This window comes from Nostoc cf. commune SO-36 (genome assembly GCF_023734775.1).
GTDB classification, from domain to species: Bacteria; Cyanobacteriota; Cyanobacteriia; order Cyanobacteriales; family Nostocaceae; genus Nostoc; species Nostoc commune_A.
The window spans coordinates 5,018,879-5,042,215 of sequence record NZ_AP025732.1 but is presented as its reverse complement, the minus strand read 5'-3'; the positions used below and the strand labels follow the sequence as shown (position 1 = coordinate 5,042,215).

General features: G+C 40.1%; 23 protein-coding genes and 2 pseudogenes. 9 read left to right on the top strand and 16 right to left on the bottom strand.

The annotated features are described in order from the left end of the window. Positions 1–160: 160 nt before the first annotated feature. Positions 161–493, bottom strand: coding sequence for a hypothetical protein (locus ANSO36C_RS22855; RefSeq protein WP_251956366.1), 333 nt, complete (start codon positions 491–493; stop codon positions 161–163). Positions 494–998: 505 nt separating this feature from the next. Beyond that, positions 999–1,187 carry a hypothetical protein gene (locus tag ANSO36C_RS22850; RefSeq protein WP_251956365.1) on the bottom strand — a complete coding sequence of 63 codons (189 nt, stop codon included), beginning with the start codon at positions 1,185–1,187 and terminating at the stop codon, positions 999–1,001. 504 nt (positions 1,188–1,691) lie between these two features. On the opposite strand from ANSO36C_RS22850, the gene ANSO36C_RS22845 reads away from it, so the two are divergent. The 4 genes from ANSO36C_RS22845 to ANSO36C_RS22830 all read left to right on the top strand — a co-directional run bounded on the left by ANSO36C_RS22845 (position 1,692) and on the right by ANSO36C_RS22830 (position 6,714). Further along, positions 1,692–2,366: a hypothetical protein gene (locus tag ANSO36C_RS22845; RefSeq protein WP_251956364.1), complete on the top strand. Its 675-nt coding sequence runs from the start codon at positions 1,692–1,694 to the stop codon at positions 2,364–2,366. Between the two features lie 311 nt (positions 2,367–2,677). Next, on the top strand, positions 2,678–4,513 hold the full coding sequence (locus tag ANSO36C_RS22840) for a peptidoglycan D,D-transpeptidase FtsI family protein (protein ID WP_251956363.1): 1,836 nt from the start codon (positions 2,678–2,680) through the stop codon (positions 4,511–4,513). A gap of 189 nt (positions 4,514–4,702) precedes the next feature. Continuing rightward, on the top strand, positions 4,703–5,800 hold the full coding sequence (locus ANSO36C_RS22835; protein WP_251960417.1) for an iron-containing redox enzyme family protein: 1,098 nt from the start codon (positions 4,703–4,705) through the stop codon (positions 5,798–5,800). Positions 5,801–6,018: 218 nt separating this feature from the next. Then, positions 6,019–6,714 (top strand): class I SAM-dependent methyltransferase, encoded by a 696-nt coding sequence (locus ANSO36C_RS22830; protein WP_251956362.1) that lies wholly within the window; start codon positions 6,019–6,021, stop codon positions 6,712–6,714. 293 nt (positions 6,715–7,007) lie between these two features. Here ANSO36C_RS22830 and ANSO36C_RS22825 read toward each other — a convergent pair whose 3' ends face one another. The 3 genes from ANSO36C_RS22825 to ANSO36C_RS22815 form a co-directional block, all read right to left on the bottom strand. After that, positions 7,008–8,102, bottom strand: coding sequence for a DUF3466 family protein (locus ANSO36C_RS22825; protein WP_251956361.1), 1,095 nt, complete (start codon positions 8,100–8,102; stop codon positions 7,008–7,010). Between the two features lie 61 nt (positions 8,103–8,163). Beyond that, positions 8,164–9,186, bottom strand: coding sequence for a glycerophosphodiester phosphodiesterase (locus tag ANSO36C_RS22820; protein WP_251956360.1), 1,023 nt, complete (start codon positions 9,184–9,186; stop codon positions 8,164–8,166). A gap of 280 nt (positions 9,187–9,466) precedes the next feature. After that, positions 9,467–9,943, bottom strand: a complete 477-nt coding sequence (locus ANSO36C_RS22815) for a hypothetical protein (protein ID WP_251960416.1) — start codon at positions 9,941–9,943, stop codon at positions 9,467–9,469. A 382-nt stretch (positions 9,944–10,325) separates the two neighbouring features. Between ANSO36C_RS22815 and ANSO36C_RS22810 the strand changes: the two genes are divergently transcribed. Both ANSO36C_RS22810 and ANSO36C_RS22805 read left to right on the top strand, forming a co-directional pair. Beyond that, positions 10,326–10,640 (top strand): type II toxin-antitoxin system RelE/ParE family toxin, encoded by a 315-nt coding sequence (locus ANSO36C_RS22810; protein ID WP_323374479.1) that lies wholly within the window; start codon positions 10,326–10,328, stop codon positions 10,638–10,640. A gap of 15 nt (positions 10,641–10,655) precedes the next feature. Further along, complete coding sequence (locus tag ANSO36C_RS22805) at positions 10,656–10,964, top strand: HigA family addiction module antitoxin (protein WP_100897287.1); 309 nt, start codon at positions 10,656–10,658, stop codon at positions 10,962–10,964. A 111-nt stretch (positions 10,965–11,075) separates the two neighbouring features. Here ANSO36C_RS22805 and ANSO36C_RS22800 read toward each other — a convergent pair whose 3' ends face one another. The 5 genes and pseudogenes from ANSO36C_RS22800 to ANSO36C_RS22785 all read right to left on the bottom strand — a co-directional run bounded on the left by ANSO36C_RS22800 (position 11,076) and on the right by ANSO36C_RS22785 (position 15,272). Beyond that, positions 11,076–11,294: a type II toxin-antitoxin system HicB family antitoxin gene (locus tag ANSO36C_RS22800; protein ID WP_251956359.1), complete on the bottom strand. Its 219-nt coding sequence runs from the start codon at positions 11,292–11,294 to the stop codon at positions 11,076–11,078. After that, positions 11,291–11,518 carry a type II toxin-antitoxin system HicA family toxin gene (locus tag ANSO36C_RS22795; protein WP_251956358.1) on the bottom strand — a complete coding sequence of 76 codons (228 nt, stop codon included), beginning with the start codon at positions 11,516–11,518 and terminating at the stop codon, positions 11,291–11,293. Before ANSO36C_RS22795 ends, ANSO36C_RS22800 begins: the two co-directional genes overlap by 4 nt. 15 nt (positions 11,519–11,533) lie before the next feature. After that, positions 11,534–14,605 (bottom strand): HEAT repeat domain-containing protein, encoded by a 3,072-nt coding sequence (locus ANSO36C_RS22790; RefSeq protein WP_251956357.1) that lies wholly within the window; start codon positions 14,603–14,605, stop codon positions 11,534–11,536. Between the two features lie 93 nt (positions 14,606–14,698). After that, positions 14,699–14,935, bottom strand: a pseudogene (locus ANSO36C_RS35025) (hypothetical protein); the annotation flags it as partial. Positions 14,936–15,023: 88 nt separating this feature from the next. Continuing rightward, a complete protein-coding gene (locus ANSO36C_RS22785; RefSeq protein ID WP_251956356.1) occupies positions 15,024–15,272 on the bottom strand; it encodes a hypothetical protein in 249 nt (82 codons plus the stop codon). Positions 15,273–15,421: 149 nt separating this feature from the next. Between ANSO36C_RS22785 and ANSO36C_RS22780 the strand changes: the two genes are divergently transcribed. Continuing rightward, positions 15,422–16,162: a Uma2 family endonuclease gene (locus ANSO36C_RS22780; RefSeq protein WP_251956355.1), complete on the top strand. Its 741-nt coding sequence runs from the start codon at positions 15,422–15,424 to the stop codon at positions 16,160–16,162. A 274-nt stretch (positions 16,163–16,436) separates the two neighbouring features. Next, positions 16,437–17,291, top strand: a complete 855-nt coding sequence (locus tag ANSO36C_RS22775; RefSeq protein ID WP_251956354.1) for an HIT family protein — start codon at positions 16,437–16,439, stop codon at positions 17,289–17,291. 22 nt (positions 17,292–17,313) lie between these two features. Here the strand turns inward: ANSO36C_RS22775 and ANSO36C_RS22770 are convergent, their stop codons facing one another. The 3 genes from ANSO36C_RS22770 to ANSO36C_RS22760 form a co-directional block, all read right to left on the bottom strand. Continuing rightward, positions 17,314–17,451, bottom strand: coding sequence for a hypothetical protein (locus tag ANSO36C_RS22770; RefSeq protein WP_251956353.1), 138 nt, complete (start codon positions 17,449–17,451; stop codon positions 17,314–17,316). 66 nt (positions 17,452–17,517) lie between these two features. Beyond that, complete coding sequence (locus tag ANSO36C_RS22765; RefSeq protein ID WP_251956352.1) at positions 17,518–18,123, bottom strand: RloB family protein; 606 nt, start codon at positions 18,121–18,123, stop codon at positions 17,518–17,520. Further along, positions 18,116–19,402, bottom strand: a complete 1,287-nt coding sequence (locus tag ANSO36C_RS22760; RefSeq protein ID WP_251956351.1) for an AAA family ATPase — start codon at positions 19,400–19,402, stop codon at positions 18,116–18,118. Before ANSO36C_RS22760 ends, ANSO36C_RS22765 begins: the two co-directional genes overlap by 8 nt. Before the next feature lie 361 nt (positions 19,403–19,763). On the opposite strand from ANSO36C_RS22760, the pseudogene topA reads away from it, so the two are divergent. Continuing rightward, positions 19,764–21,929, top strand: a pseudogene (gene topA, locus ANSO36C_RS22755) (type I DNA topoisomerase). Positions 21,930–22,107: 178 nt separating this feature from the next. Here the strand turns inward: topA and ANSO36C_RS22750 are convergent. The 3 genes from ANSO36C_RS22750 to ANSO36C_RS22740 form a co-directional block, all read right to left on the bottom strand. Then, positions 22,108–22,374: a type II toxin-antitoxin system RelE family toxin gene (locus ANSO36C_RS22750; RefSeq protein WP_251956350.1), complete on the bottom strand. Its 267-nt coding sequence runs from the start codon at positions 22,372–22,374 to the stop codon at positions 22,108–22,110. Then, positions 22,371–22,610, bottom strand: coding sequence for a hypothetical protein (locus tag ANSO36C_RS22745; RefSeq protein ID WP_251956349.1), 240 nt, complete (start codon positions 22,608–22,610; stop codon positions 22,371–22,373). Before ANSO36C_RS22745 ends, ANSO36C_RS22750 begins: the two co-directional genes overlap by 4 nt. Positions 22,611–22,801: 191 nt before the next feature. Further along, a complete protein-coding gene (locus tag ANSO36C_RS22740) occupies positions 22,802–23,320 on the bottom strand; it encodes a phosphoribosyltransferase (RefSeq protein WP_251956348.1) in 519 nt (172 codons plus the stop codon). Between the last annotated feature and the right edge of the window lie 17 nt (positions 23,321–23,337).

The window sequence follows — 23,337 nt, the reverse complement described above, 5'->3', positions numbered from 1 at the left end:
TACCTAAGTGAAATAACGTGATTGACTAAATCTACTTTTTTAATATCTATATATATTCTTTACATTTATTTGCAATTTTGTCGTCACCGTTATCCTACATCAGAATGGGGAATCGGGAATGGGGCATTAGGCAGAGGATGAATGACAAATGACGAATTTATCAAAAATTTAAAAATGGGAAAAACTGAAGTAAGGTTTTACGTAGGCGAAGCAAGAAAATCTGATCCCGAATTTTGGGGTCTAGTTTTGGGGGCGGGGCAAGTTGGAGCTGCGCTTGTAATTGTATGTATTCGGCAGCTGTTAGTAATTTTCCATCAATAGGCGATCGCGCTTCTATGATAATCTTTGTCCGTAATATTTCTTCTGGGGTATCCTCTGGTGGCGGTAACGCTATTACCTCTGATCCCCAATTGCTACTTAAGATAACTAAAGTTACAGGAATTACAACCAAACTCAGTAATTTTATCGCCTTTCTCGTTCTAACTCTCCCCATCTTTTAAACTCCGTTCACAACGCCGGATGAGAATCTGTTTTCCCATACCGAAATTTTTCCAATAAAAATCTGGCAATATCAACGGACATCACCAGGTCTTTTCTGATATGGAATAGACTACAGGGAATGCTCAAAAGCAATTGCCAGCGATCGTGATAAATTGTTTTGCCCTCTCAAAATTTAGTAGTCTAAGCAATTTAAAATACCAAACGAGGGAAGTATCTTGCCTACAAAATAGCTTAGATTCACTCAACTCCCTTGTATTAGAAACAAGGCTTGATCAGGTGGGAATTTCAGGCGGACACTTGGTTGAGGAAATAAGCCTCTTTACCAGTGTCCTCTACTTCCTGCCCTACTTAGCTGATTTTAGGAAACTTTAGGCTCCAATGTACCAATACAAAAATGCAGGTTTTTACGTGAACCTAATTAATTCAAGCTATGTAGTGAGAAAAGCTGTAACCAAGCAGTTCTGGGCGTGATTTAAACTAAAGTTTAAAATGCCTTATCAAGGAGTCGTAGTAGGAGTCGCTACGGGAGTAATGACAGGAGTAGACCCACCAGCAGGTGCATCAGTTGGTTCACCTGTAGCCGCTGGGGTAGCAGTACCAGCACCATCACCACCACCACCTTCACAGGCTCCGAGCATTGCAGCCAGACTTAACATTAGAGCAAAACCAAAGATTTTTGTTTTCATAACTCCTCTTTCACCAATTGTGGCTAAAACAATTTTTCGCCTGTTGAATACGATACCGTATTTATTGCTTTTTTGAAATTCTGCGAGATTACATACTTAAAAAAACAATCCTTTGGGGTATTGTTCTTGAAATTACGTATCATACAGCCATCTAATTAGTTTCTCTTAACTCAGCATCAAGACGGAAATTGCTAAATAATTTAGCAAACGGGGCTATGATAGCAAAAATTTTATTTTTTTCACAGAGTATTGCACCTTGCTACCCGAAGTTGCCATACTTTAGGTGCGATGCCTAAAGAGCAAGCTATCCAGTTTCTAATCACTAGATTGCAAACATTGCATATCTAGGGGATGCAAACAGTGGTACAGCTACCTATCAGAAAAGTTAAAAGGGTTATAGTCTGTTAGGTGTGCTTGTTGCACAGAAGGTGATTTTAACCTCATCAAAAACAGACAATAAAGACAATCAATCTAAAGTACAGTATTTATCATCTAAAAAAATTTATGGTAGTTGCTCGTAAATCTACTGTTTCTACAAGGGGTAATTGGTTCGGAAATTCTATCCTTTCTTTAGGAAGGCGACGCTCTGTGCGTATAGAATCAGTAGCACGGAGCGCTTCTACACCAGTATCGTCTCAAAGACGACAGCGTTCCTCAAAAAAATTAGCGGTTTCTCCCACAAATGAGGCAGTTATATCCAAATCGGTAAAAGAGTCGGGTAGACAACAAGTTTCAAATAATGAGCAGTCGAGCGCAAAACAGAAGAGTCCGGGGCTAGATTTTATTCGCATTCCCACGATGCCTAATTCTGGAGCAACACCTTTGTGGTTACTACGCTTGTACACTTTTCATCGTTATTCGTCAGTTTTGGCGTTCTTGTTAGTAGCATCGACACTTGCTGTTTATGGCTGGACAGTATATTCCCAAGAAATGTGGGGTAAATCATATCGCAGACTGCAAAACCTTCAACGTCATGAGCGGCTGCTAACAACAACTAATGCGACGCTGAAAAATAAAATGGCTGACGAAGCAGAACAACCAGCAGCAGGGTTGGTATCGCCAACTCCTGAAGGGATGATTTTCTTATCTCCAGAATCTCAGAGTTCTAAGCCAGCATTGTCTAATACAACGCCAAATTCGGAAACCCAACAGCAGACACTCGCGCCATTGGGATACTAGTTGACTCAAAAGGCAGGGGGCAGGGGAGAAAGATATTGGAATTACCCTGGAAAAAGGGTTTCAGAGCAAACAAATTTATTATTTATGGGATTTTCCCCCTGCTCCCTGCCCCTTTTTCTCTTCGCTACTACTTGACGAAGATGTGGTTCAAATAGATGAAAAGCGCTGTAATCTGAGTTTCCAACTCTTGCATCTGTAGCTTTATTTTGCAGAATTGGTAAAAGGCTAAGAGTCATTTGTCATTTGTCATTAGTCATTACGACTCAGGCTTGTGGCTTATGGCAAAAGACAAATGACAAAGGACGAACTCAATGCAGAAGTCACCAAGCAGAACAAAATTTAGAAAGTTTCGCAATCCAGGACTCACAAGGCAACAAAGGGGTTATAAACAAAGCTTTTTGGGAAAATTAGCTTCTAATTTCCAAAACCAAACATCTAACACCAAGTCCCGGCTGTTCATAGTATGGGGCATATTAATGGCAGTAGGGCTGGGGTTGGGTATCAATTTGTATAACCTACAAATTGTCAAGGGGCCAAAGTTAACTCAGCAGGCACGCAACCAGCAAATGGTGAATTTGCGACCTTTTATGCCTCGTCGCCCGGTGGTAGACCGCAAAAGTAATCTTTTGGCGATTGACCGTCCTGTATATACTTTGTACGCTCATCCTAAGCTGTTTGATAAGTCTAATGAAGATATAGCAGAGCGACTTGCCCCAATTTTGGCAAAAGATGCTGCTGAGTTGGTGAAAACTTTTCAAAGCAAAAAAAGCGGAATTATAATTGCCCCAGCCTTAGCAGAAGAAAATATTGATCGCGTCATCTCTTTGCGCTTAAATGGCTTGGAGTGGGCTCAAAAATACTCCCGATATTATCCGCCAGACGATTTGGTTTCTGATGTGGTGGGCTACGTAAATGTTGACCGCCGTGGTCAAGCTGGTGTGGAATATTCTCAAGAGAAGTTGCTAGAACGTCCTGTGCAAACGGTGCGGCTCAGTCGGTCGGGGAATGGGACTCTGATGCCGGATTATGCGCCCGAAGGTTTTTTGCATTTTGACGATTTGCGATTACAACTCACTATCGATAGCCGTCTGCAAAGAATTGCCCGCGTTGCACTCAAACAACAGATGGAAAAGTTTGATGCTAAACGTGGGGCGGTAATTGTTATGGATGCGTTGGATGGTTCCTTACTCGCCCTCGTTTCTCAGCCTACTTATAACCCTAATGAATACGGTAAAGCTGATATCTCGCTATTTAAAAACTGGACAGTGGCGGATCTTTATGAACCGGGATCGACTTTTAAGCCTTTGAATGTAGCGATCGCTCTAGAAAATGGCGTCATCAAACCAGATGATATGTTTAATGACTCCGGTTCTGTTCGAGTAGCTAATTACACCATCAAAAATGCGATGAATAATGGTTATGGGCGAATCAGCATCGCTCAGATTTTGCAATATTCCAGCAATATTGGCATGGTGCAAATTATCCAACGTTTAAAGCCTTCAATCTATTACAACTGGCTAGAACGCTTGGGGCTAGGACAAAAAGTTGATACAGATTTACCTTTTGAAGCTGGTGGTCGGCTCAAAAGTCAAGAAGAATTTATCGCTTCGCCAATTGAACCAGCTACTACTTCTTTTGGACAAGGCTTTTCTATGACACCGTTACAGCTAGTGCAAATGCATGGTGCTTTAGCTAATGGCGGTAAGTTAGTTACACCCCATGTAGTTCAAGGGCTGATTGATAGCAAAGGGCAGATTCATGATTCACCGACTCACACCATCCCCCGCCAAATTTTCTCAGCCGCAACAGCCCAAAAGGTTGTAGAAATGATGGAAACTGTTGTTGAAGAAGGCAGTGGAAAGGCGTCACAAATTCCCGGATATCGCATTGCAGGTAAAACTGGTACAGCCCAAAAAGCTAGTCCTAATGGTGGATACATCAAGGGCGCTAGAATGACCAGCTTCGTGGCTATTTTGCCCGTGGAATCTCCTCGCTATGTAGTGTTCGCACTGGTGGATGAGCCAAAAGGAGAAAGTGCTTATGGCTCTACCGTCGCCGCGCCAATTGTGAAGTCGGTAATCGAAGCACTGATTCCTCTTGAAGAGATTCCGCCGAGTAAGGTGATTGAGCAGCAGAAAGTGCCGTAGGTAGTGGAGGGAGCAGGGGAGGCAGGGGGAGAGAAGCAACGCCCAATTCCCAATTTTCAATCCTCCTTTCGTCTGAAACTTAATTTTTCTTTATAACCAGGGAAAGAGGTAGAGAAAGCTACTGGTGTGGGAAGTTAAGTATTAGAGATGAAATTAATTTCTCACCTTTCCAATGCTACGGAAGATTCCATGCAAAGCAATTTAGTTATATTTCCTAATGCTAGGGCTGCGAAAAATAGCACGCAAACAGAAGAAATAACAATTACCAACTGCGATCGCGCCCACGAGCAATTTATAGAACTGCTAGCAATGGAGGATTTGGATCATAAACTGGCTCTAAACCCTGCAAAAGCTAGTGAGTTTGAACACACGCTCTCTATGGCAATTCGCGCCGCTTATGGAAACGATCGCTCTGATGAACAGGCTCACCGTTTTCTCCAACGGATACTTTATCGTATTAATCGGCTAAAGCTGTTTTGGTACGACGATTTGCAGAATTATACTAATGAGCGATCGCTGTATTTATCCTCTTGTCGTGACCAAATTGAAACTGCTTGGCAACAGTGGGAACTAGCACAACTTGATGTGGATGCACTACAACAATTGGATGTAAAACAAGCTTTAATTGAGCGTGCATCTGCCGATTTAAATCCGCCTTTGTCGGAGAGTAGCCGCTACATTCGTGAGGAAATGACTGAAGCTGGTTATCGTCACTTGCTAGCGATCGGCTCTTTTGATGGCTTGGTTGAAGCTAGTCATCTTTCGCGCATTTTGGGTGGTGTTGCTAATGAAGTGCAGTGTACCCTGATGCGAGTACTAATTGAAGAATATGGCAATGGTCGTTTATCTCGCAAGCACTCGACATTTTTTGCTCAAATGTTGGCTGAATTTGGCATGAACACTCAACCAGAGGCATATTTCGATTTAGTACCTTGGGAAGTGTTGGCTTCGACAAATTATAATTTTTTGGTGACTGAGCGCAAACGCTATTTCTTGCGTTACGGCGGCGGTTTGACTTATTTTGAAGTGGCTGGCCCTGCGGTTTACAAAAATTATATGGTGGCAGCGCAACGACTTGCACTCTCAGAAGTAGCGGTGGGTTATTGGGAACTGCACATCAGAGAAGATGAACGCCACGGACGTTGGATGTTAGATGATGTGGCTTTGTCATTAGCAGAACAATATCCCAATGATGCATGGGAATTGCTGCTTGGGTACGACCTGCAAAAACGCATGAGCGATCGCGCAGGGACGGCTGTTGTGCGATCGATACGCGAAGCAGAATAAACCCCTTAACTCGCACGATCAATTCCAAAAATTATCAATAGCAGGTTATTTTTAGCCTTTTAATTTGACATTTATAAGTCATTTTATTGCTCATTGACCTGCAAGTAGATTTCTTTAGTAATCCTTTGCTAAAGGAAGAGTTTTTTATTGCCTAAATACAAGGTAATAAATAACCTCCTCTTACATTGATTATACCTTAAAACTGGAAGTGCAATCAAATGAAAGATATCTTTTTTTGTCCTGAAGAATCTAATTTCTACTCAAATTGTTTAGAAAGCTTCGTTTTCAGAAATTGTCAAAATTCCGAATCTATTGTGGAGTTTGGCTCAGGAGATGGCAGCCCTGTAATTAATTCGTTATTGAGAAACAACTTTGATGGTGTCATCCAGGGATTTGAATTAAATACTTCTGCATGGAAAGCCGCGAATTCAACCATTGATGAATACAATCTCACTAATAAATACATCATTCATAATTCATCTTTGTTTAATTCTTCTCAACTGGATGCCGAGTATCTTGTAGCTAATCCACCTTATCTACCCGCACCAGATAATGATATTTATATGCCACTCTTGTTTGGGGGTGTCGATGGAGCCACAGTTACCAACGATCTTTTATCGTTAGATTATGAAAATGTGTTGGTTTTAATATCTAGCTTTTCTAATCCAATAAATACGTTAGATTTAGCAAAAGAAAATGGTTATTCTGTTCAAAACTTTATGGTGTTACCTTTGCAGTTCGGCTACTATAGCTCCGATCCCAAAGTAAAAAATCATATAGAAGAACTCCGAAAAAATCAGATGGCATTTTATTCTGGGGATTATTATTTTTTAGCTGGCGTTTTATTTAAGAAATCTCATGAGTCTGCAATTGATTTATCTAATCAATTAGCTCAGGTGATGACTAGTTTGTGAAATCCCTTGCCTAAAGTAGAGATATGTCTCGAAGCGTGGTATAGAGACATATCTTCAAAGATTGTTATTAAACAGAATTCAGGAGTCAGGAGTCAGAATTCAGAATGAATTCTGTATGACTGGCGGATAGCGCCGGCGCTATCGTCTGCACGGTGTCTACAATTGGTTGGGGTCTGAATCCCCATCCAATTGATTCTGACTCCTGAATTCTGACTCCTGAATTCTGACTTCTGAATTCTTCTTCAAAAATCCATATTCTCAAGTAATTACTTTATCTGCCTGAAGTTATTGCATTAACTTCTTTGTTGTATGGCTGCACTGCTAGAGTAAAGTTTGCGCTTGAGTGCTGCAAATAAAGTTACAACAACACCGAAAGACAAAATCGAAACGCTTGAAGTTGGTTCAGGTACAGAGACAGATGAGACTGGCGTCAAGAGGAAGGCGCGTAATTCACCATTAACTGCACCACGGCCAGCAATTTGTCCATTATTGTTAATCGCATATGCTGCTGTCAAGGTAAAGCCAGCGTCTGAACCAGGAGCAATCAGATCGTTTAAGTCGTATAGAGTGTTATCACTATAAAGAAAAGCCCGCAAACCATTGCCATCTGGTGCAAAAAAGTTATAGTTAGTGCCAGAAAACCCGACTACTTGACCTAAATTATTAATCCCCCCAGCAAAACTGAACAAATCTGTAGGACGTAACCTACCGAGGTCTTGGAGTCCCGTGCTGGAACTGTACAGAAAAGCACGACCATCATCTATTCCAGTGAGTCCCGAATTACCAACTACTTGTCCTGAGTCATTAATATCAAATGCTGCGCTGTACGCATAATTTGGCAGAGTTCCCAAATTAGTAGTCTGACCGTTTTCGTACAGAAAAGCTGTGCTTGAATTGAGAACACCCACTATTTGTCCCAAGTTATTTAAACTGTAGGCAACACTATCAAGAGATCCTATGCTGGTTACTGCACCATTACTGTATAAAAAAGCGCCAAGTTCGCCTGCTCCCCCTACTATTTGGGTGCGATCGTTAATTGCATAAGGAATAGCATTTTGAATTGGGAGGGGTTGGGTGATGCCATTGCTGTATAGGAAAGGGTTATTTGTAGTAAAGTTATTACTATTAGCCGAATTACCAACTACTTGCCCCAAGTTATTGATACTACTCACTGCAAGTTGATTATCACCAGGCAGGGGACTAATTTCTTGAAGTGAACCATTACTGTATAAAAAAGACCTACTCAAAGAATTAATGGCTACTTCACCTGAGTCATTGATGCCTGTAGCGTAACTGTAAGCTTCTCCTGTAAGACTGCCTAAGTCAGTAACTGAATATAGAGATATTGCCAACGCCGACTTGGATGCGGTAAGACTGATTGCGGTCAAGGTTATTGCTGTTATACAAGATTTCCACTTAAGTAAATGCATGTGACTTTTCCGTGATTTTTTATTCTTCTACTAAATTACCACTTAATAGTAGGGTAGTTGCTGTATCTGGGTAGTCACTAAATACGCCATCAACACCTAAGCTGAAAAATAGTTCATATTCACCTTGGGGATTTCCTTGAAAATCCAGTGGCAAAAAGCAGTCTTCATTGCGGAAAGTCCAGACATGAACCAGCAAACCAGCTGCATGAGCATCTATGACTAAAGATGTAGGCGATATCTGGCGACAAGCCGCTCCTCGTCTACGCAATTTACCATTGCTGTCTCTAGGAACTAGTAAATTTTTATGAATTCCAATCGCTTGTGCATATTTAGCAATTTCTGCTAAACCTGATGGTGTGACTAAATCTGCATAGTTGCGATTGCAGCCATTAACGATAAAATCATAAGGTTTACCAGTGTCATTCAGCAATTGCACCAAAGGTAAATCAGTCTTTGTAGATAAATCTTGTAAATTACCCACTTCAAAAGACTGAATGAAAACAGGTGCGTTAGCTCCCTGATAACCGTTGGCTGTTAAAGTTGCAAGTAGGGGTGGTTCTAGAGCTAACCCAATAGATTGAAAGTAAGTTGGGTGCTTAGTTTCTGGGTAAATGCCAATCTCTCGATTAATTTTGCCACTTTTAACCTTGACTAAATCGATGATTTCTTGCAGCGTGGGAATTTCTAAGAGTCCATCATAAGCGGTATTTTGCGATCGCACTTGGGGAATTCGCTCTTTGGCTCGTAGTGTTTTTATTTCTCTGAGGGTAAAGTCTTCAGTAAACCAGCCAGTTTTTGATTCACCATCAATTATTTTGGTAGTTTGCAGGTGGCTAAACTCTGCATGGCTTGCAACATCAGTAGTTTCAGAAATCTCATTTTCGTGACGAGCAATTAAAACACCGTCTTTGGTAGAGACTAAATCAGGTTCAATATAATCAGCGCCTAGTGCGATTGCTAACTCATAAGCAGCTAAAGTATGTTCTGGACGATAGCCGCTAGCGCCTCGGTGTGCAATGATAATTGGAAATGCATTTTGCATTGTAGTTACATTCACGAGTATCAAAGGTGGATAAACCTAGCTCGAAGACTCGTTAATGAGTATCAAAGGTGGATGAACGGAGATAAAAGACTCGTTAACGAGTATAAAAGGTGGATGAATGGAGCTAAAAGACTCGTTAACGAGTATAAAAGGTGGATGAACGGAGCTAAAAGACTCGTTAATGAGTATAAAAGGTGGATGAATGGAGATAAAAGACTCGTTAATGAGTATAAAAGGTGGATGAATGGAGATAAAAGCCTCATTCACGAGTATTAATTTTTCAAGAGCCGGAAGCTTTTGCAGCTCTGCCTTTACTAATAGCCTTAAAGCGATCGCTCAACAGTTCTGCTACAGTTTTTAAGCCTGGAGTTTTTTTCGCTGCTGTCTTGACGTAATCATAAACTGTCAAACTCCCCAGCATCGCTTCGCTACCGACTGCCAACAGGGTATCATCTATTTGTTCAGTGAGTTGCCGGATTGAGATTAAAAGTTCGCTGAGTGTGGTAGCTAGTTGATAACCCTGGATAAATTTGTCAATATCAAAGCTGGCTGGGAGAATATCACGGTTAGACTGAACAGCGTTGACGCTATTTTTCACAAAAGCTAGGCTTTTATCGCCCATTTTGAATAACTTGCGGCGTTCTTGTGCAGTTAAAGCAATGAGAAAGGGCATCTTTTGTTCAATTATTTGTAGCGCTGCTTTAATTTCTTGGATATCTTCTGGGGAAAGAGCGCCTGTGATATTGCGATCGTCCATCGTATAATTACCTGGGGATGCTAGAGAGTCAGTAGCAAGGATTGCCAAGTATATGATTCCCAAAGTAAATGTGATGTCAACGACGGGCGTAGCTGCGACACATCTTCTGAGAAGATTATCGAACAGATTATGCTGTTGGTTAAACCAACAAACTATAACTTAGGATTATTTGGGTAGATGCCAAAAGAGCGCTTTTTTGGAGTTTTGCTAATTTTTACGACTGTTCTAGTGTTTTTGGCTTGGGTAACAGTTCACCATCTGTATCTGCTCAGGATGATTCATTCAATATATCTAAAAGTTCTTGAGCGATTTTGAGAGATTGCTGTTGTCGCAGATTTGATCAAGGAAATTCGCAAGCTCACCTTGAAGTGTATACTAACGTTTGACGATAGTAACGCAAAGCGATAGGATTGTGATTGTTAGTTTTAAATCTGAAGAGACAAAGCTTATCTTTGACGGCTTTATATCTTCTCAGTATCCGCCCAATATCCAGAAAACTGCTTTACGAAAATTGCTTATTATTGACGCTGCAACATCAATTAACGATTTACGTGTTCCACCGGGTAATCGTTTAGAAAAGCTACTTGGCAATAGGAAAGGGCAGTACAGTATTCGTATTAACGAGCAATGGCGAATCTGCTTTGTGTGGACGGATGAGAACAATGTTTCGGAAGTTGAAATAGTAGATTATCACTGATGCCTGGAAATAATCATGAACAATAACCGTCTGCCAAATATCTACCCTGGAGAAATCCTACAACTAGAATTTTTGGAGCCACTAAATATCACTCCTTATCGATTAAGCAAAGATATAGGTGTAACTCAGACAAGAATCAGTGAAATTTTATCTGGAAAACGTACTATTACAGCAGATACAGCTTTGCGTTTATCTCGCTATTTTGGTAACAGCGCTCAGTTTTGGTTGAATTTACAAACGCAATACGATATACGTCAAGCTCTTGAAGAAAATGCAGAAGTTTATAATCAAATACCTACACTTTCATTTAATGATGTAACCTAATACTTAATTACGTTAGCGAGTCTGCGTACTCATGCAAAGAAGCAAGCTACGCGCAGTGTCTGTCTGCGACACGCTGCGCGAACGTAGAGAGCGTCATTACGAATTACGAAATTATTTTAACGATTTTTCTAGTGTTTTTGGCTCTGGTAGAGGTTGTCCGTCAGCCAAAGATGATTCAATCAGCATTTCTAAAACTTCTTGAGCATTTTTGAAAGCTTCTTCGTAAGTATCTCCGTGAGTATGACAAAACTCTCCCCATTCGGGAAAACTCACAACAAAACACTCATCTTCATCAGACCACTGAATAATTATTGTGTAGTGAGAATTCATTCTTGTTCTTCCTCTTGAGCCTTTTTAATTTCTTTTAGCCTTTGGAGTGCATTATTAACGTCTTTCTCCTGATAAGCTTTAGCATCATTCCCGTCTTTACCTGATATAGTAACTCTTCCAGATAGCAAGGGATGATACCAATTAGTGTGGCTACCTTTCCCACGACGGTATGTAAACCCTGCTTGTAGCAACAAGCTTTTGAGTTCTCTGATTTTCTTGGGCATATACTCAGCCTACATTTACTCTCCCCACTGCTTTAACTTCTGTTGAGCAAAGTTTCGCACTTGTTCATCTGGGTCATTCTCTGCTTTGTCGCGCAACAGTGGTAAAGTCTGGGGATGCTGAGGAAATTGCTTGATAATTACCTCCAGTGCAATGCGCCGAGGGTTGGGGTGCGACCAGGGATCATGGCTACCTTCAAAGGAATCATTGACAGCGCAGTTGTAGTAAATCTCAAACAACTCAGGCTGATTCCTGAAGTGTTTGGCTAATGTTTGGATGGCTGCACGTCGCACATCCCCATCATCATCAGCAGTGGCGCGTTCTTTAAGAAACGAGTGGGTGTCCGGCTCATCTTTGAAATTGCTGGCTAATGTTTGGATGGCTGCACGTCGCACATTCCCAGATTTATCAGCAGTGGCCAGGTCTTTGAGAATTGAGCAGGTGTCCGGCTCATCTTTGAAATTGCTAGCTAATGCTTGGATAGCTGCACGTCGCACATCCCCAGATTTATCAGCAGTGGCCAGGTCTTTGAAAATTGAGCAAATACCCGGCTCATCTTTGAAATTGCTGGCTAATGCTTGGATAGCTGCACGTCGCACATTCCTATCATTATCAATAGTGGCGCAGTCTTTGAGAATTGAGCAGGTGTCCGGCTCATCTTTGAAATTGCTGGCTAATGCTTCGATGGCTGCACATCGCACATCCCTAGATTTATCAGCAGTGGCGCGGTCTTTGAGAATTGAGCAGGTGTCCGGCTCATCTTTGAAATTGCTGGCTAATGCTTCGATGGCTGCACCTCGCACATCTCCAGATTTATCAGTAGTGGCCAGGTCTTTGAGAATCGAGCGGGTGTCTGGCTCATCTTTAAAATTGCTGGCTAATGCTTGGATAGCTGCACATCGCACATTCCTATCATTATCAATAGTGGCCAGGTCTTTGAAAATTGAGCAAATATCCGGCTCATCTTTGAAATTGCTGGCTAATGCTTGGATAGCTGCACATCGCACATTCCTATCATTATCAATAGTGGCGCAGTCTTTGAGAATCGAGCGGGTGTCTGGCTCATCTTTAAAATTACTGGCTAATGCTTGGATGGCTGCACCTCGCACATCCCCAGAATTATCAGCAGTGGCGCGGTTTTTGAGAAACGAGCGGGTGTCAGGGTCATCTTTGAAATTACTGGCTAATGCTTCGATGGCTGCACATCGCACATACCATTGATTATCAGCACTGGCGCGGTCTTTGAGAATCGAGCGGATGTCTGGGTCATCTTTAAAATTGTTGGCTAATGCTTGGATAGCTGCACCTCTCACGCTCCATGAATTATCGGCAGTGAGGCGGTTTTTGAGAAACGAGCAGGTGTCCGATTCATCTGGGAAATTACTGGCTAATGCTTCGATGGCTGCACATCGCACATACCATTGATTATCAGCATTGGCGAGGTCTTTAAGCCAGTGTAACGTATCGCTGTTTTCTTTCCAAATTGCAGCAATTATTGCTACTGCTTGAGTGCAAACTTCGTGAACTAGCTTAATTTCTTCGTTATCAGAGAGGGAGTAATAGTACCAGAGGTCATATTTAGTTAAGTCTTTTAGCTCATTAAGTAATTTATTATCGACTAACGTAATCACCGAGCGATTTCTCACTTCTGCAAAACACTTAGCTGCTAAAAACAAGTTGATAAACTTTTCCTTTTCCCCATCTTGCGCCATCAAGTAATCAAGAATTTCACCAACAAATTTCGCATCAATCATTCCGGCAATTAACAGCAACACCTCATGCCAAGTTTCATCTTGCCAGTGTTTGCCAAATACTTCTGTTTTGAGAAACTCAATTGTAATACTGCGTTCCTTCTCAAACTGCCAGACAAACTCCCAAGCACAGAAATATTCTAAAAAAGTCCGATGCACAAAGGCATAGTAATCTGCGCCCAAGAAACATAAAATAAAGTTGCGATCGCGCAGTTGTTTCATCAACCGTCTGGCTTTATCTCTAGCATCACCCACTGGTATGCTTTGCAGATATTTAGTGAAGATTGCTTCTAAATCATCCGCATAGATAATGTTGCCAGCTAAACCTTTTTCACTGGTTTGCATAAGATAAGCAACTTGACGCAACATTGCCTGTTTATCTTTATAATCAATAATATCCAGACGTTCATCGGGCTTTAAATTGCGTCCGTCGTCCCAATTATGCAACAGAACCTCTGAAGCATCTTTATACAGTTCACTTCTATCTCTGGGTAATTCTCGCTTGAGGTTGAGAATTGCCATCATAGTTAACAGCAGAGGATTTTGTGCGAGTTCTGCAATTGCTTTTGATTCATTAATTACTCTTTGTAGCCGCTCTCGTTTGATATTTTTATCTCTTTCTTCCGCTTGACTAAAAGTTTTATCATGCCAACGCTCAATAAAATCTTTAATTTGTGCTGGTTCTAAATCTTGCAACATAAAGTGGCGAAACTCTGCATCTCGCAATTGTTGCTGCTTATAGCCGATGATCCGAGAAGTGACAATAACCTGCACATCGGGATATTCATTAGTGAAGCGATGAATACAGGTAATTACTTCTTCCCGCTTAGTCGGTTCAAAGATTTCATCCAAACCATCAAACATGACTAAAGCGTTACCAGCCTTTAGCTGCTTATGCAATTTATGCTGATTGAGGTGATAAAAACAATTGGGACTATTATGGTAAAATTGGAGAAAATCATTACAATTACCTGTGTTGCGATCGCGCTGATAATTGCGTAATTCAATCAGCAAAGGGATTGGCAGATTAAAATCATTTTGTTCGAGAGTTTTTTCTACCCAATCCAACGCTAGGTATTGCAACAAAGTAGACTTACCGGAACCAGGATCGCCTAAAATAACTAGATAATTTTTGCGTTGCTTATCTCGAATAACATCTAATACTGAACGGATTGGCTGCTCAAAATAATTGCGTTGATAACGTTCTGTTTCTTCTTGAAGTTTTTCTATTTCAAATTCCGCATCTAATTGCTTACTTTCTTGTAGCCTGCGGAGATGTTCTTTAGGCAGTTCGGGTAAAACCTGATAAACTTGCCGCACATTTTGCGGGATAAACATTTGCCACAAGTTTACCGGATGTTCGCGGGATGTAGTTTCTAAACTATCTAACTTCAGATTGCCGTAGCGTTCACGAATAGTTTCTAAATATTGCGGTAAATTAAAATCCTTGAGAATGTCAGCGTTTTCTTTTAAAGTCTTATCAATACTAGATAATTTATGAAGTTCCAGAATATAGCGTAACTCTTCTGAATCAGAAAGAATATCTTGAACTTGGATGAGATACTGTTCTGTAATTGTTTGCCAGTTAAATTTAGGTGGTAGAGGTTGGAGTTGAAGTCTTTTCCAACTATCTGCGAGTGTTTTAAAATCTAGAGAATCACATTGAATATAAAAAGCCTGACCGAGAATTCTTTAACAGACTTATCACAGGATAAATTTATTGATATCTTCAGCGTAATTTTTAATTTCAGCTTCATCAAGTTTGCAACGAACCTTTAACTGCTGCTGCATCGCTTGCAAAAATTCTAGTCAGCGCCATAATTACAGCTTTCTGAAGCGGTTCTTGCTTAAAGGGCGCAGTTACAGCATTATTAAAGATATTTTTGAAAAAATCTTTAGCGTAGTCCTTGACTAAATCTTTGAAAAATTCTTCGCTGATAATAGTTTTGACAAGAAATCCAACCGTTTTTTGACCTATCCAGAGAGTGAACCACTCAACTATCATACTCACGCCTGCTAAGTGCTTGACTACGAGTATATACACCTGTCAGAGAAAACTTTCCAGATTTCTGGGTTTTTAACTTAAGAGCGATGCTAGCTGAAGATTTGTTAAAAATAACTAATATACTATGCATGGATATTAGGAATAATTTTATGGTTCTACAAGTTAACCCCATCCAAAAAGAACCAATTGTTACTTGGGAAGCACTTCCAGCCGACTTCATTTTACCAGACGATCCAGTGGAAAATATTCAACAACCTGCGATCGCTGCTGCGCTTACCGATGCTTTGGGAAGCACAGCACGCATCCAACCTCAAATGCTGATTGGCTCTAATTTTGGTCTTGTAGCCACAGTCAACAAAAAAATCGTTGTCAAAGCCCCAGACTGGTTTTACGTACCTCAAGTGCAGCCTGTGGGAACAAATGTAGTTCGTCGCAGCTATACCCCCAATTTAGAAGGCGCTGCTGTGGCTGTAGTGATGGAATTTCTCTCAGATACAGAAGGGGGAGAACTATCCGTCCGCTCAACTCCACCCTACGGTAAACTCTATTATTACGAAAAGATTCTCCAAGTTCCCACCTACATCACCTACGACCTCTACGAACCAAGCATAGAACTACGATGCTTGCAAAATGGACAATATAATTTGCAGCAAGCAGATGCCAATGGTCGTTACTGGATTCCTGAGTTAGAGTTATTTCTCGGAATTTGGCAAGGTGAAAGATTATGTCAAACCATGAATTGGCTGCGCTGGTGGGATATAGAAGGAAATTTGCTGTTGTGGAGTAGCGAACAAGCCCAACAAGAACGCCAACGTGCTGAACAAGAACGCCAACGTGCTGATATACTAGCAGCTAAGTTACGTGAGCTAGGTATTGACCCTGATGCATAGGCATAGGGGAGCATCCCATTTTTGTATCCGTCATTGCGAACGCGAGTGCGTCTCGTAGAGAGGAGGAAAGACGAAGCAATCGCAAGGCTGGGATTGCTTCGTCGTTCCTCCTCGCAATGACATATTAAATTTTATTATCTCATCGAATAATAAAAACTGGGATACACACTAGGCGTAGCCCGCAACTCAACTTGGCTCAGTAACCATCGTAGACATCGCATAAACTCAAGGGATGCTGGGAATAATAATTTTGGGACATCTGCACCAAAATTCTATGAAACAGCAAAAAAATCAGTTCAGCCATCTTACTGCGATCGAAAGAAATTATCTATCATTCCCTGCACAGCTTTTATTAAATCAAAACCTTCTCCAAGGTAAAATACTAGACTTTGGTTGTGGCTTTGGTAATGATGTTAAAATACTGCGCCAAAAAGGTTTAGATATTACAGCCTATGACCCCTATTATTTTCCAGAATACCCTGATAATAAATTTGATACAATAATTTGCTTTTATGTTTTAAATGTTTTATTTCCTGAAGGGCAAGCTAATGTTCTTATGGAAATATCCCATTTATTAAAGCCGGGAGGTAAAGCTTATTACGCTGTCAGAAGGGATATCAAAAAAGAAGGTTTTAGAGAGCATTATGTCCATAAAAAACCAACATATCAATGTATCGTCAAACTTCCGTTTCCTTCAATTTGCTTAGATGAGCATCGGGAAATATATGAATATATTCACTATAACTATCAGCGAAATACATCTAATTATTGTATATTCTGTAATCCTCGTAAAAATCTAAAATTATTAACTGAATCAGCAACGGCTTACGCTATCTTTGATGGCTATCCTCTAAGTAAAGGACATATTTTAGTTATTCCTAAACGTCATGTTAGCAATTATTTTGAACTACCATTTAAAGAGCAATCTGCTTGCTGGTTTATGGTGAACAAAGTACAAGAAATTCTCAAAGCAGAATTTGAACCTGATGGTTTTAATATAGGAATGAATATCAATCGAGCCGCAGGTCAAAATATTATGCACTCTAGTATTCATATCATCCCTCGTTACAAAGGTGATACTTTCTCTACTAAAAGTGGAATCAGGAACGTTATTCCTAAAAAACAATAGTTTTTCTGTAAAAATTAATAATTCATAATTTTGCTGTAACTTCTTCTTCGGTAACAGCCGCGCAGGGTGGAATGTAGTCACGACAGGCAATGAGAACGCCGCTCGTAATTTCGGGCTTGAGCATCACCCGGAACATAGCCAACGTTGGAGACTCATTCAATATAAATTACAGCGTAATCATAGCATCTACCTTTCTGATTCTCGCTGTCCGAAAAGTAGAGTCTCTTTATAAAATAAACTTGTTGAGTTCCTGCACTAATAAATGCACCGTTGTTGATGGATTGTCTTTGGCTGGAATGTGAGGATTATATTGTCTAAGAAGATTTTCAGCGTTTTTAATAGCAATAACTTGTTTTTCAAATAGATCATCATAAATTGTTTCGCTATTCTTCTGATATGTTCGACCAAATAAATAAGTTAACTTCTTCAGATAATCACTTCGAGGAATACCAGTATTGAGAAATTCAAAATGGAGAACATACCATAATTCAAACGCTTTATTAGAATAAGCTACTTTAAAACCGTGATCCTTAGCATTTTTAATAGCATTATTAAAATCTTCTATCGTCCAAGAATCACGATCGAAAACACACCAAACCTGATCGTACTCTCCTTGCTTTTTCAGTTCCTTTGCACTTTGCACAAGTTTGCTTGGATTTTCTCCTAAACCCTGCACGTCTATTTGAACGACATTCTTAGGAACACGAAAACTTCTAAAGTAGTTAGGTTCAGTTTTCGCTCCTTCACATACAATTAAGAATCTCTGCTTGACTTCCCTAGTATTAACTTTTCTCGGTGAATATCCACCAGAGTTTGCTTTTGTTCTAGCCATGAGAGTCGATCAGATGATTCAAATTACCAATATATGGAATTGCGCCATATCTACCTTGAATATAATCACTTTCAAATGACGCATCGTCAGGTATCTTGTATTCTGCTAAAGAGTATAAATCTGTTGCACCATATCTATTCTTTTCAGTAAACCAAATCTGATCTCTACGAAAAAATTTATTGTTAAGCAAATTGGTATCGTGAGTCATAAATATTAACTGAGCATTATTTGGATTCGTTTCATTAGAATTAAATAATTCCACAATTGCACGGCTGATTAAAGGATGAATTCTAGCATCGAATTCATCTATGATGAGAGCATTACCATTTTTCAGTGTATCAACAAGAAGGCCTGCTAAAGAAAAGACTTTTTGAGTTCCTTCAGACTCTTGCTCATCTAAATCAAACATCTCTGTAGATACAGGATTTCCTTTGTCATCAAATTTTTGGTGCATAGTTTGAACTGATATTACTTTTCTGCTACCATTTTTTATGATGAAGTTCTTTATTTCATCTGGCAATTCTCTAGGAAAAGAATCAGCCGTAATTTCACTTTCTTCTACTTTTACATCGGCAAATCCCAAATCTAATTTTTTGAGCAACTGAAAAATTTCATCTTTATTTTTATTATTCGTTAAACAATTAACTGTGTATCCTTGATAGCCACTATCATCTAAGCCAGAAACAAGTTTGACTCTGTTTGCCAGCCAATCTAAGATTTTCTCTGCAATCTGGACATTAAATTGAGCAGATACAGACAAAAACAGAGCATTGTGTCTTGTCTTCTGCTGAATACCATCACCTTTATATGTTTTAGAAACACTAATTTTGTCCAGTTTGCGCTCAAAAAGTTTAGTTTCTTTTGATTTAGGGATGTAAAATAACCATTCAGAAACAACTTTATCAATAGTTGCCTCGAACCCATATCTATATCTTTTGCCATTCATTAAAAATACAATTTCAAAAAAAGATGGTTGTTCTTCGGTTTCAGTGCTGAGTTTAAATCGCTCAACACCTATTTTTTCCGTGCTTTGAGTCTCTTTAGAAGAATTAATCATGAACCATCTCATGAAACCTAAAGCTGTAGCCAAATTACTTTTACCACTAGCATTTGCACCGTATATTGCGGCGCTTTTAAGTAGTTTTAATTCTTTATCTATTTCAAAAACGTTGTTTTCGTCGAGCTTTTTGTATTTTGCGATAAGGTTTGCTGCCACCATACTAAAGGTAACTTGCTCTTTAAACGATCTGTAGTTAGCGACACTAAATTCAATAAGCATAGGATGAAGTTTAGGCTTCAGACAGAAAATTGTGAATAAATAGTAATTTACTGCTTTAAGAGTAGCAATAATTAGTTGAAGATGCTAAATTAAAGGATTGTTTTTACCGTGTACAAATGTACTGTTATTAATGTATGCAGCATAATCAAGGCCTGCACCAGACGATAGCGGTTTTGTTGCAAAAGCTGACGCTAGACACTTAGAAGTGAAGTAAAGGTTTAAGTGCAAAAAAATTACTTCAGAGTTCAGCAATTGCTAAAGCTTTTTGGTACAGTATTCTAGAAAATCCATATCACGAGAATAGGCGATCGCGCTAATTGCAATTGCCAGTTTATTGCTCAAAATGTAGAACGCAGTTGCTATGATCAAACGCCTGCTTGTGGTAGAGTCCCCCGGAAAAATCAAAAAACTCAGTCAAATTCTGGGTTCGGATTGGAAAGTTCTCGCTAGTTGTGGTCACATCCGAGAACTCAGCAATGAAGGGGATGATTCCTTGGGCTTTATCATGGATGGTAGTAATGTCCGATGCAATTACGTTCCACGTGACCAACGAGCGAAGGAAACAATTCAGAAACTCAAGTCTGCGGTGAGGCAGGTTGATGAAGTTGTCTTAGCAACTGACCCAGACCGGGAAGGTGAAACAATCGCTTGGCATCTCAAAGAAACGCTGGGTTTAAAGGAACCGAAACGAGTAATTTATACTGAGATTACAGCATCGGCGGTGCAGAGTGCGATCGCAAACCCCAGAAAGCTAGACCAAATTTAATCGGTGCTGGGCTGTGCCGAGATTGCCTAGATAAGTTGGTAGGTTATAAAGGTAGCCCTTTAGTTTGGGCATTAAATAATGGCGCTAAGAGTGTTGGCAGAGTTCAAAGCGCCACGTTGCACTTGATTTGTCAGCGAGAAAACGAAATTCTGGCTTTTTGTCCCCCAAGATTACTGGAGTGTCTGGGTAGATTATGCGGAAGGATTCCGAGCTTTTTACAAAGGGACGGTCGATTCTGCAAAAGATGCAGCAGACCAAGAAACTGAAACTAACGATGATGCAAAGGTCGGTAATAGTCCAGAAACACCGGAATCTAAACGCGTTCTTTCCGAAGCAGAGGCTACACGTTTAGTAGAAGAAGCAAAGCGACATCCTCATCAAGTGATTCATTTTGAAGGAAAAATCGTTAACCGTCAGCCACCGCCACCATTTACAACTTCCAGCCTTCAGCAAGCAGCCGGTTCAAAGCTGAGGTTTGCTCCCGACAAAACCATGATTGTGGCCCAAAAGCTCTATGAGGCAGGGCTGATAACATATATGCGAACAGATTCAGTAATGCTGAGTCCAGAATTTTGTGCCAGCGCCCGTAAATGGTTGGAGCAAAATGATCCGCAGAATGTACCGTCGCAAGTCGCCAAGCATCGCAGTAGCAAATCGGCTCAAGAAGCACATGAAGCGATTCGTCCCACGGATGTATTTCGTCCATCAGTTCAATTGCGTTTAGAACTTCCTGATGATGAGTTTAATCTGTATGTGATGATCTGGAAACGGTCAATTGCCTCTCAGTGTCGTGCTGCCCAATTGCGTAAAACTTTGGTGATTACTCAGTCTGGTTCCTTACTGTGGTCAGCTAGAGGGCAAGTAATAGAATTTTACGGTTATGCCCGGTACTGGAACAATCTCAGCAAAGATAGTATTTTACCTTCATTAGAACAGGGACAAGCATTGAAACTGGAGAATGCTGGACATGAAAAGAAGCAGACTCAGCCACCACCCCGTTATAGTGAACCCAAATTGGTGCAACTAATGGAACGTAAAGGTATTGGTCGCCCAAGTACTTATGCTCCTACTGTTGCTACCTTAAAAAAACGAAATTATGTCGAATTGAAAAAAGATCATCTGCAACCAACAGCGTTAGGGTTAGAAGTTGATGCGTTTTTGCTCAAAGCACTGCCTGATTTACTAGAGGCGGAATTCACAGCAAAAATGGAAGATGCTCTTGATGCCATTTCCGAAGGAAAGAATTCTTGGCAGCATTATTTAACTAGTTGGAATCAGAATTACTTTGTACCAGCGCTCTCCAAAGCTAAAACTGTAGTTGCGAGTTCCCCAACAGGTAAAGCTAATGTGATAACTGAGCGCAAATATGAAACTTCCAGGACGCGATGCCCTGAATGCAAAAATTTTCTCGCCAAAATTCCGAGTAGTAAAGTTAAAAAGAAATATTTCCTCAAATGTACAAAAGGCTGTGAAAATGTCGTGCTGTTTTGGAGCGACTTTAACAAAACTTGGCAGCCACCACAAGCTAAAACAGTCCAAGCTGAAAATCAACAAAAGCCTCCCGTGAAGGTAACGACATATCCCTGCCCTGTATGTAAGAAGCCTTTAGAAGAGTACAGTTACATCAAAGAGGGGCAGAGTAAGACAATGTTGCGGTGTTGTGACCCACAAGCCCGTAAGGATACCAAACATAAAGATGTAGCTTATTTCAATACCCAAAAAGGGTGGTGGAGTCCTAAGTTTGGAGAGTTAAATTGTTAGGTTTCACTATTGATACTTTGACCGCCAATAATAACAAAAAATTATTTAATTTTGTAAGTTGTAAGATGTGTTACCGCGATATAAGGTGTTTGCTTCTTCCTTCGTAAACATAAATAATTGACAAACAAGCACTCAAAGTACTTAAAATCATCAAGAATTAATTACAAATTAATTAGTCCTAACTTTTATCGTTATAAACCTTGTTACGATGTCCAACTTCTACAACATTGACCACTAGAATATCATCGAAAATATCGTATATAATTCGATACTCACCTAGTCTAATCCTATAAACATTTTCTTTACCTTTTAGCTTTTTTACCCCGTTTGGACGGGGTTCTATGGCTAAATCATCAATTTTAACTTGTATGCGTTCTTGAAGTTCTGGCGATAATTTTTTAAGTTGTTTTAATGCTCCCTTTAAGATTTCAACTTTATAACTCACCCAACTTCCTTTTTTATTTCTCGTTTTAGTTCTTTTTTAGCTTCTTCCCATGACACTGAGCCATCAATATCAGCAGATTTTTTTGCAAGCTCATAGGCTTTTAAATCTTCCTCTTCTTCTTCCTCTTCGATTTTTTGAAGTAATGCGTAAATCTCATCTAGAGTACTGTCATAAGCTTGGTTTAGTAGTACGTTGATATCTTTAATTAATTGTTCGCGATCGCGTGCTGATTTCATTTTTAATTATCCGAGGGTGATTTTACTTTTTCTGCCACCATCTCTAATTTTGCCTAAAGTTCGGTCGGTTTTCAACTATTTGACAAGCGATCGCTAAAATCTAAAAAGTGACCAATACTTTACAAAAATTGTATATTAAGAAATCTGGTCGAGCATGAGTGGCTGTGAAATTAACTTTGTGTATATATTTATCAACACGGTTGATTTACCTTAGCCGCAAGTTCTGCGATGTTCATCTGCTCATAGTGTTCAAAGGGTTGATGAATCCAAGGGTTGTCAGGCAGATAATCAACATAATAATTGGGTGCTATAACTGAACAAGCTTTATACCAAAGAACGGCGGTGCGAATTTCCTCAATGGGCAAATCAGTATGTTGCTTCAGCCAAGGTATAGTTTGTTCCAGTGTGATGCCAGAGTCTACTAAGTCATCGACTAAAAGAATGCGCGAACCTAATTTTTCAGCAGTCATTGTCAAATGCTGGGAGACAATTAAATTACTTCTTTCTTGTTGACCAGCGCCACTGTAAGATGAGGTTGCTAAAATTGCCAGTGGTTGCTGGTATATACGAGAGAGAATATCTCCGATTCGTAGTCCTCCTCTGGCAAGACAGATAATCTGGTTAAATTCCCAACCGGATTCATAAATCTGAATAGCCAGTTGTTCAATTTTTTGGTGATAATCTGACCAAGAAACATAAAGGTCTGGCATAAGTCTAACGGGAGTGG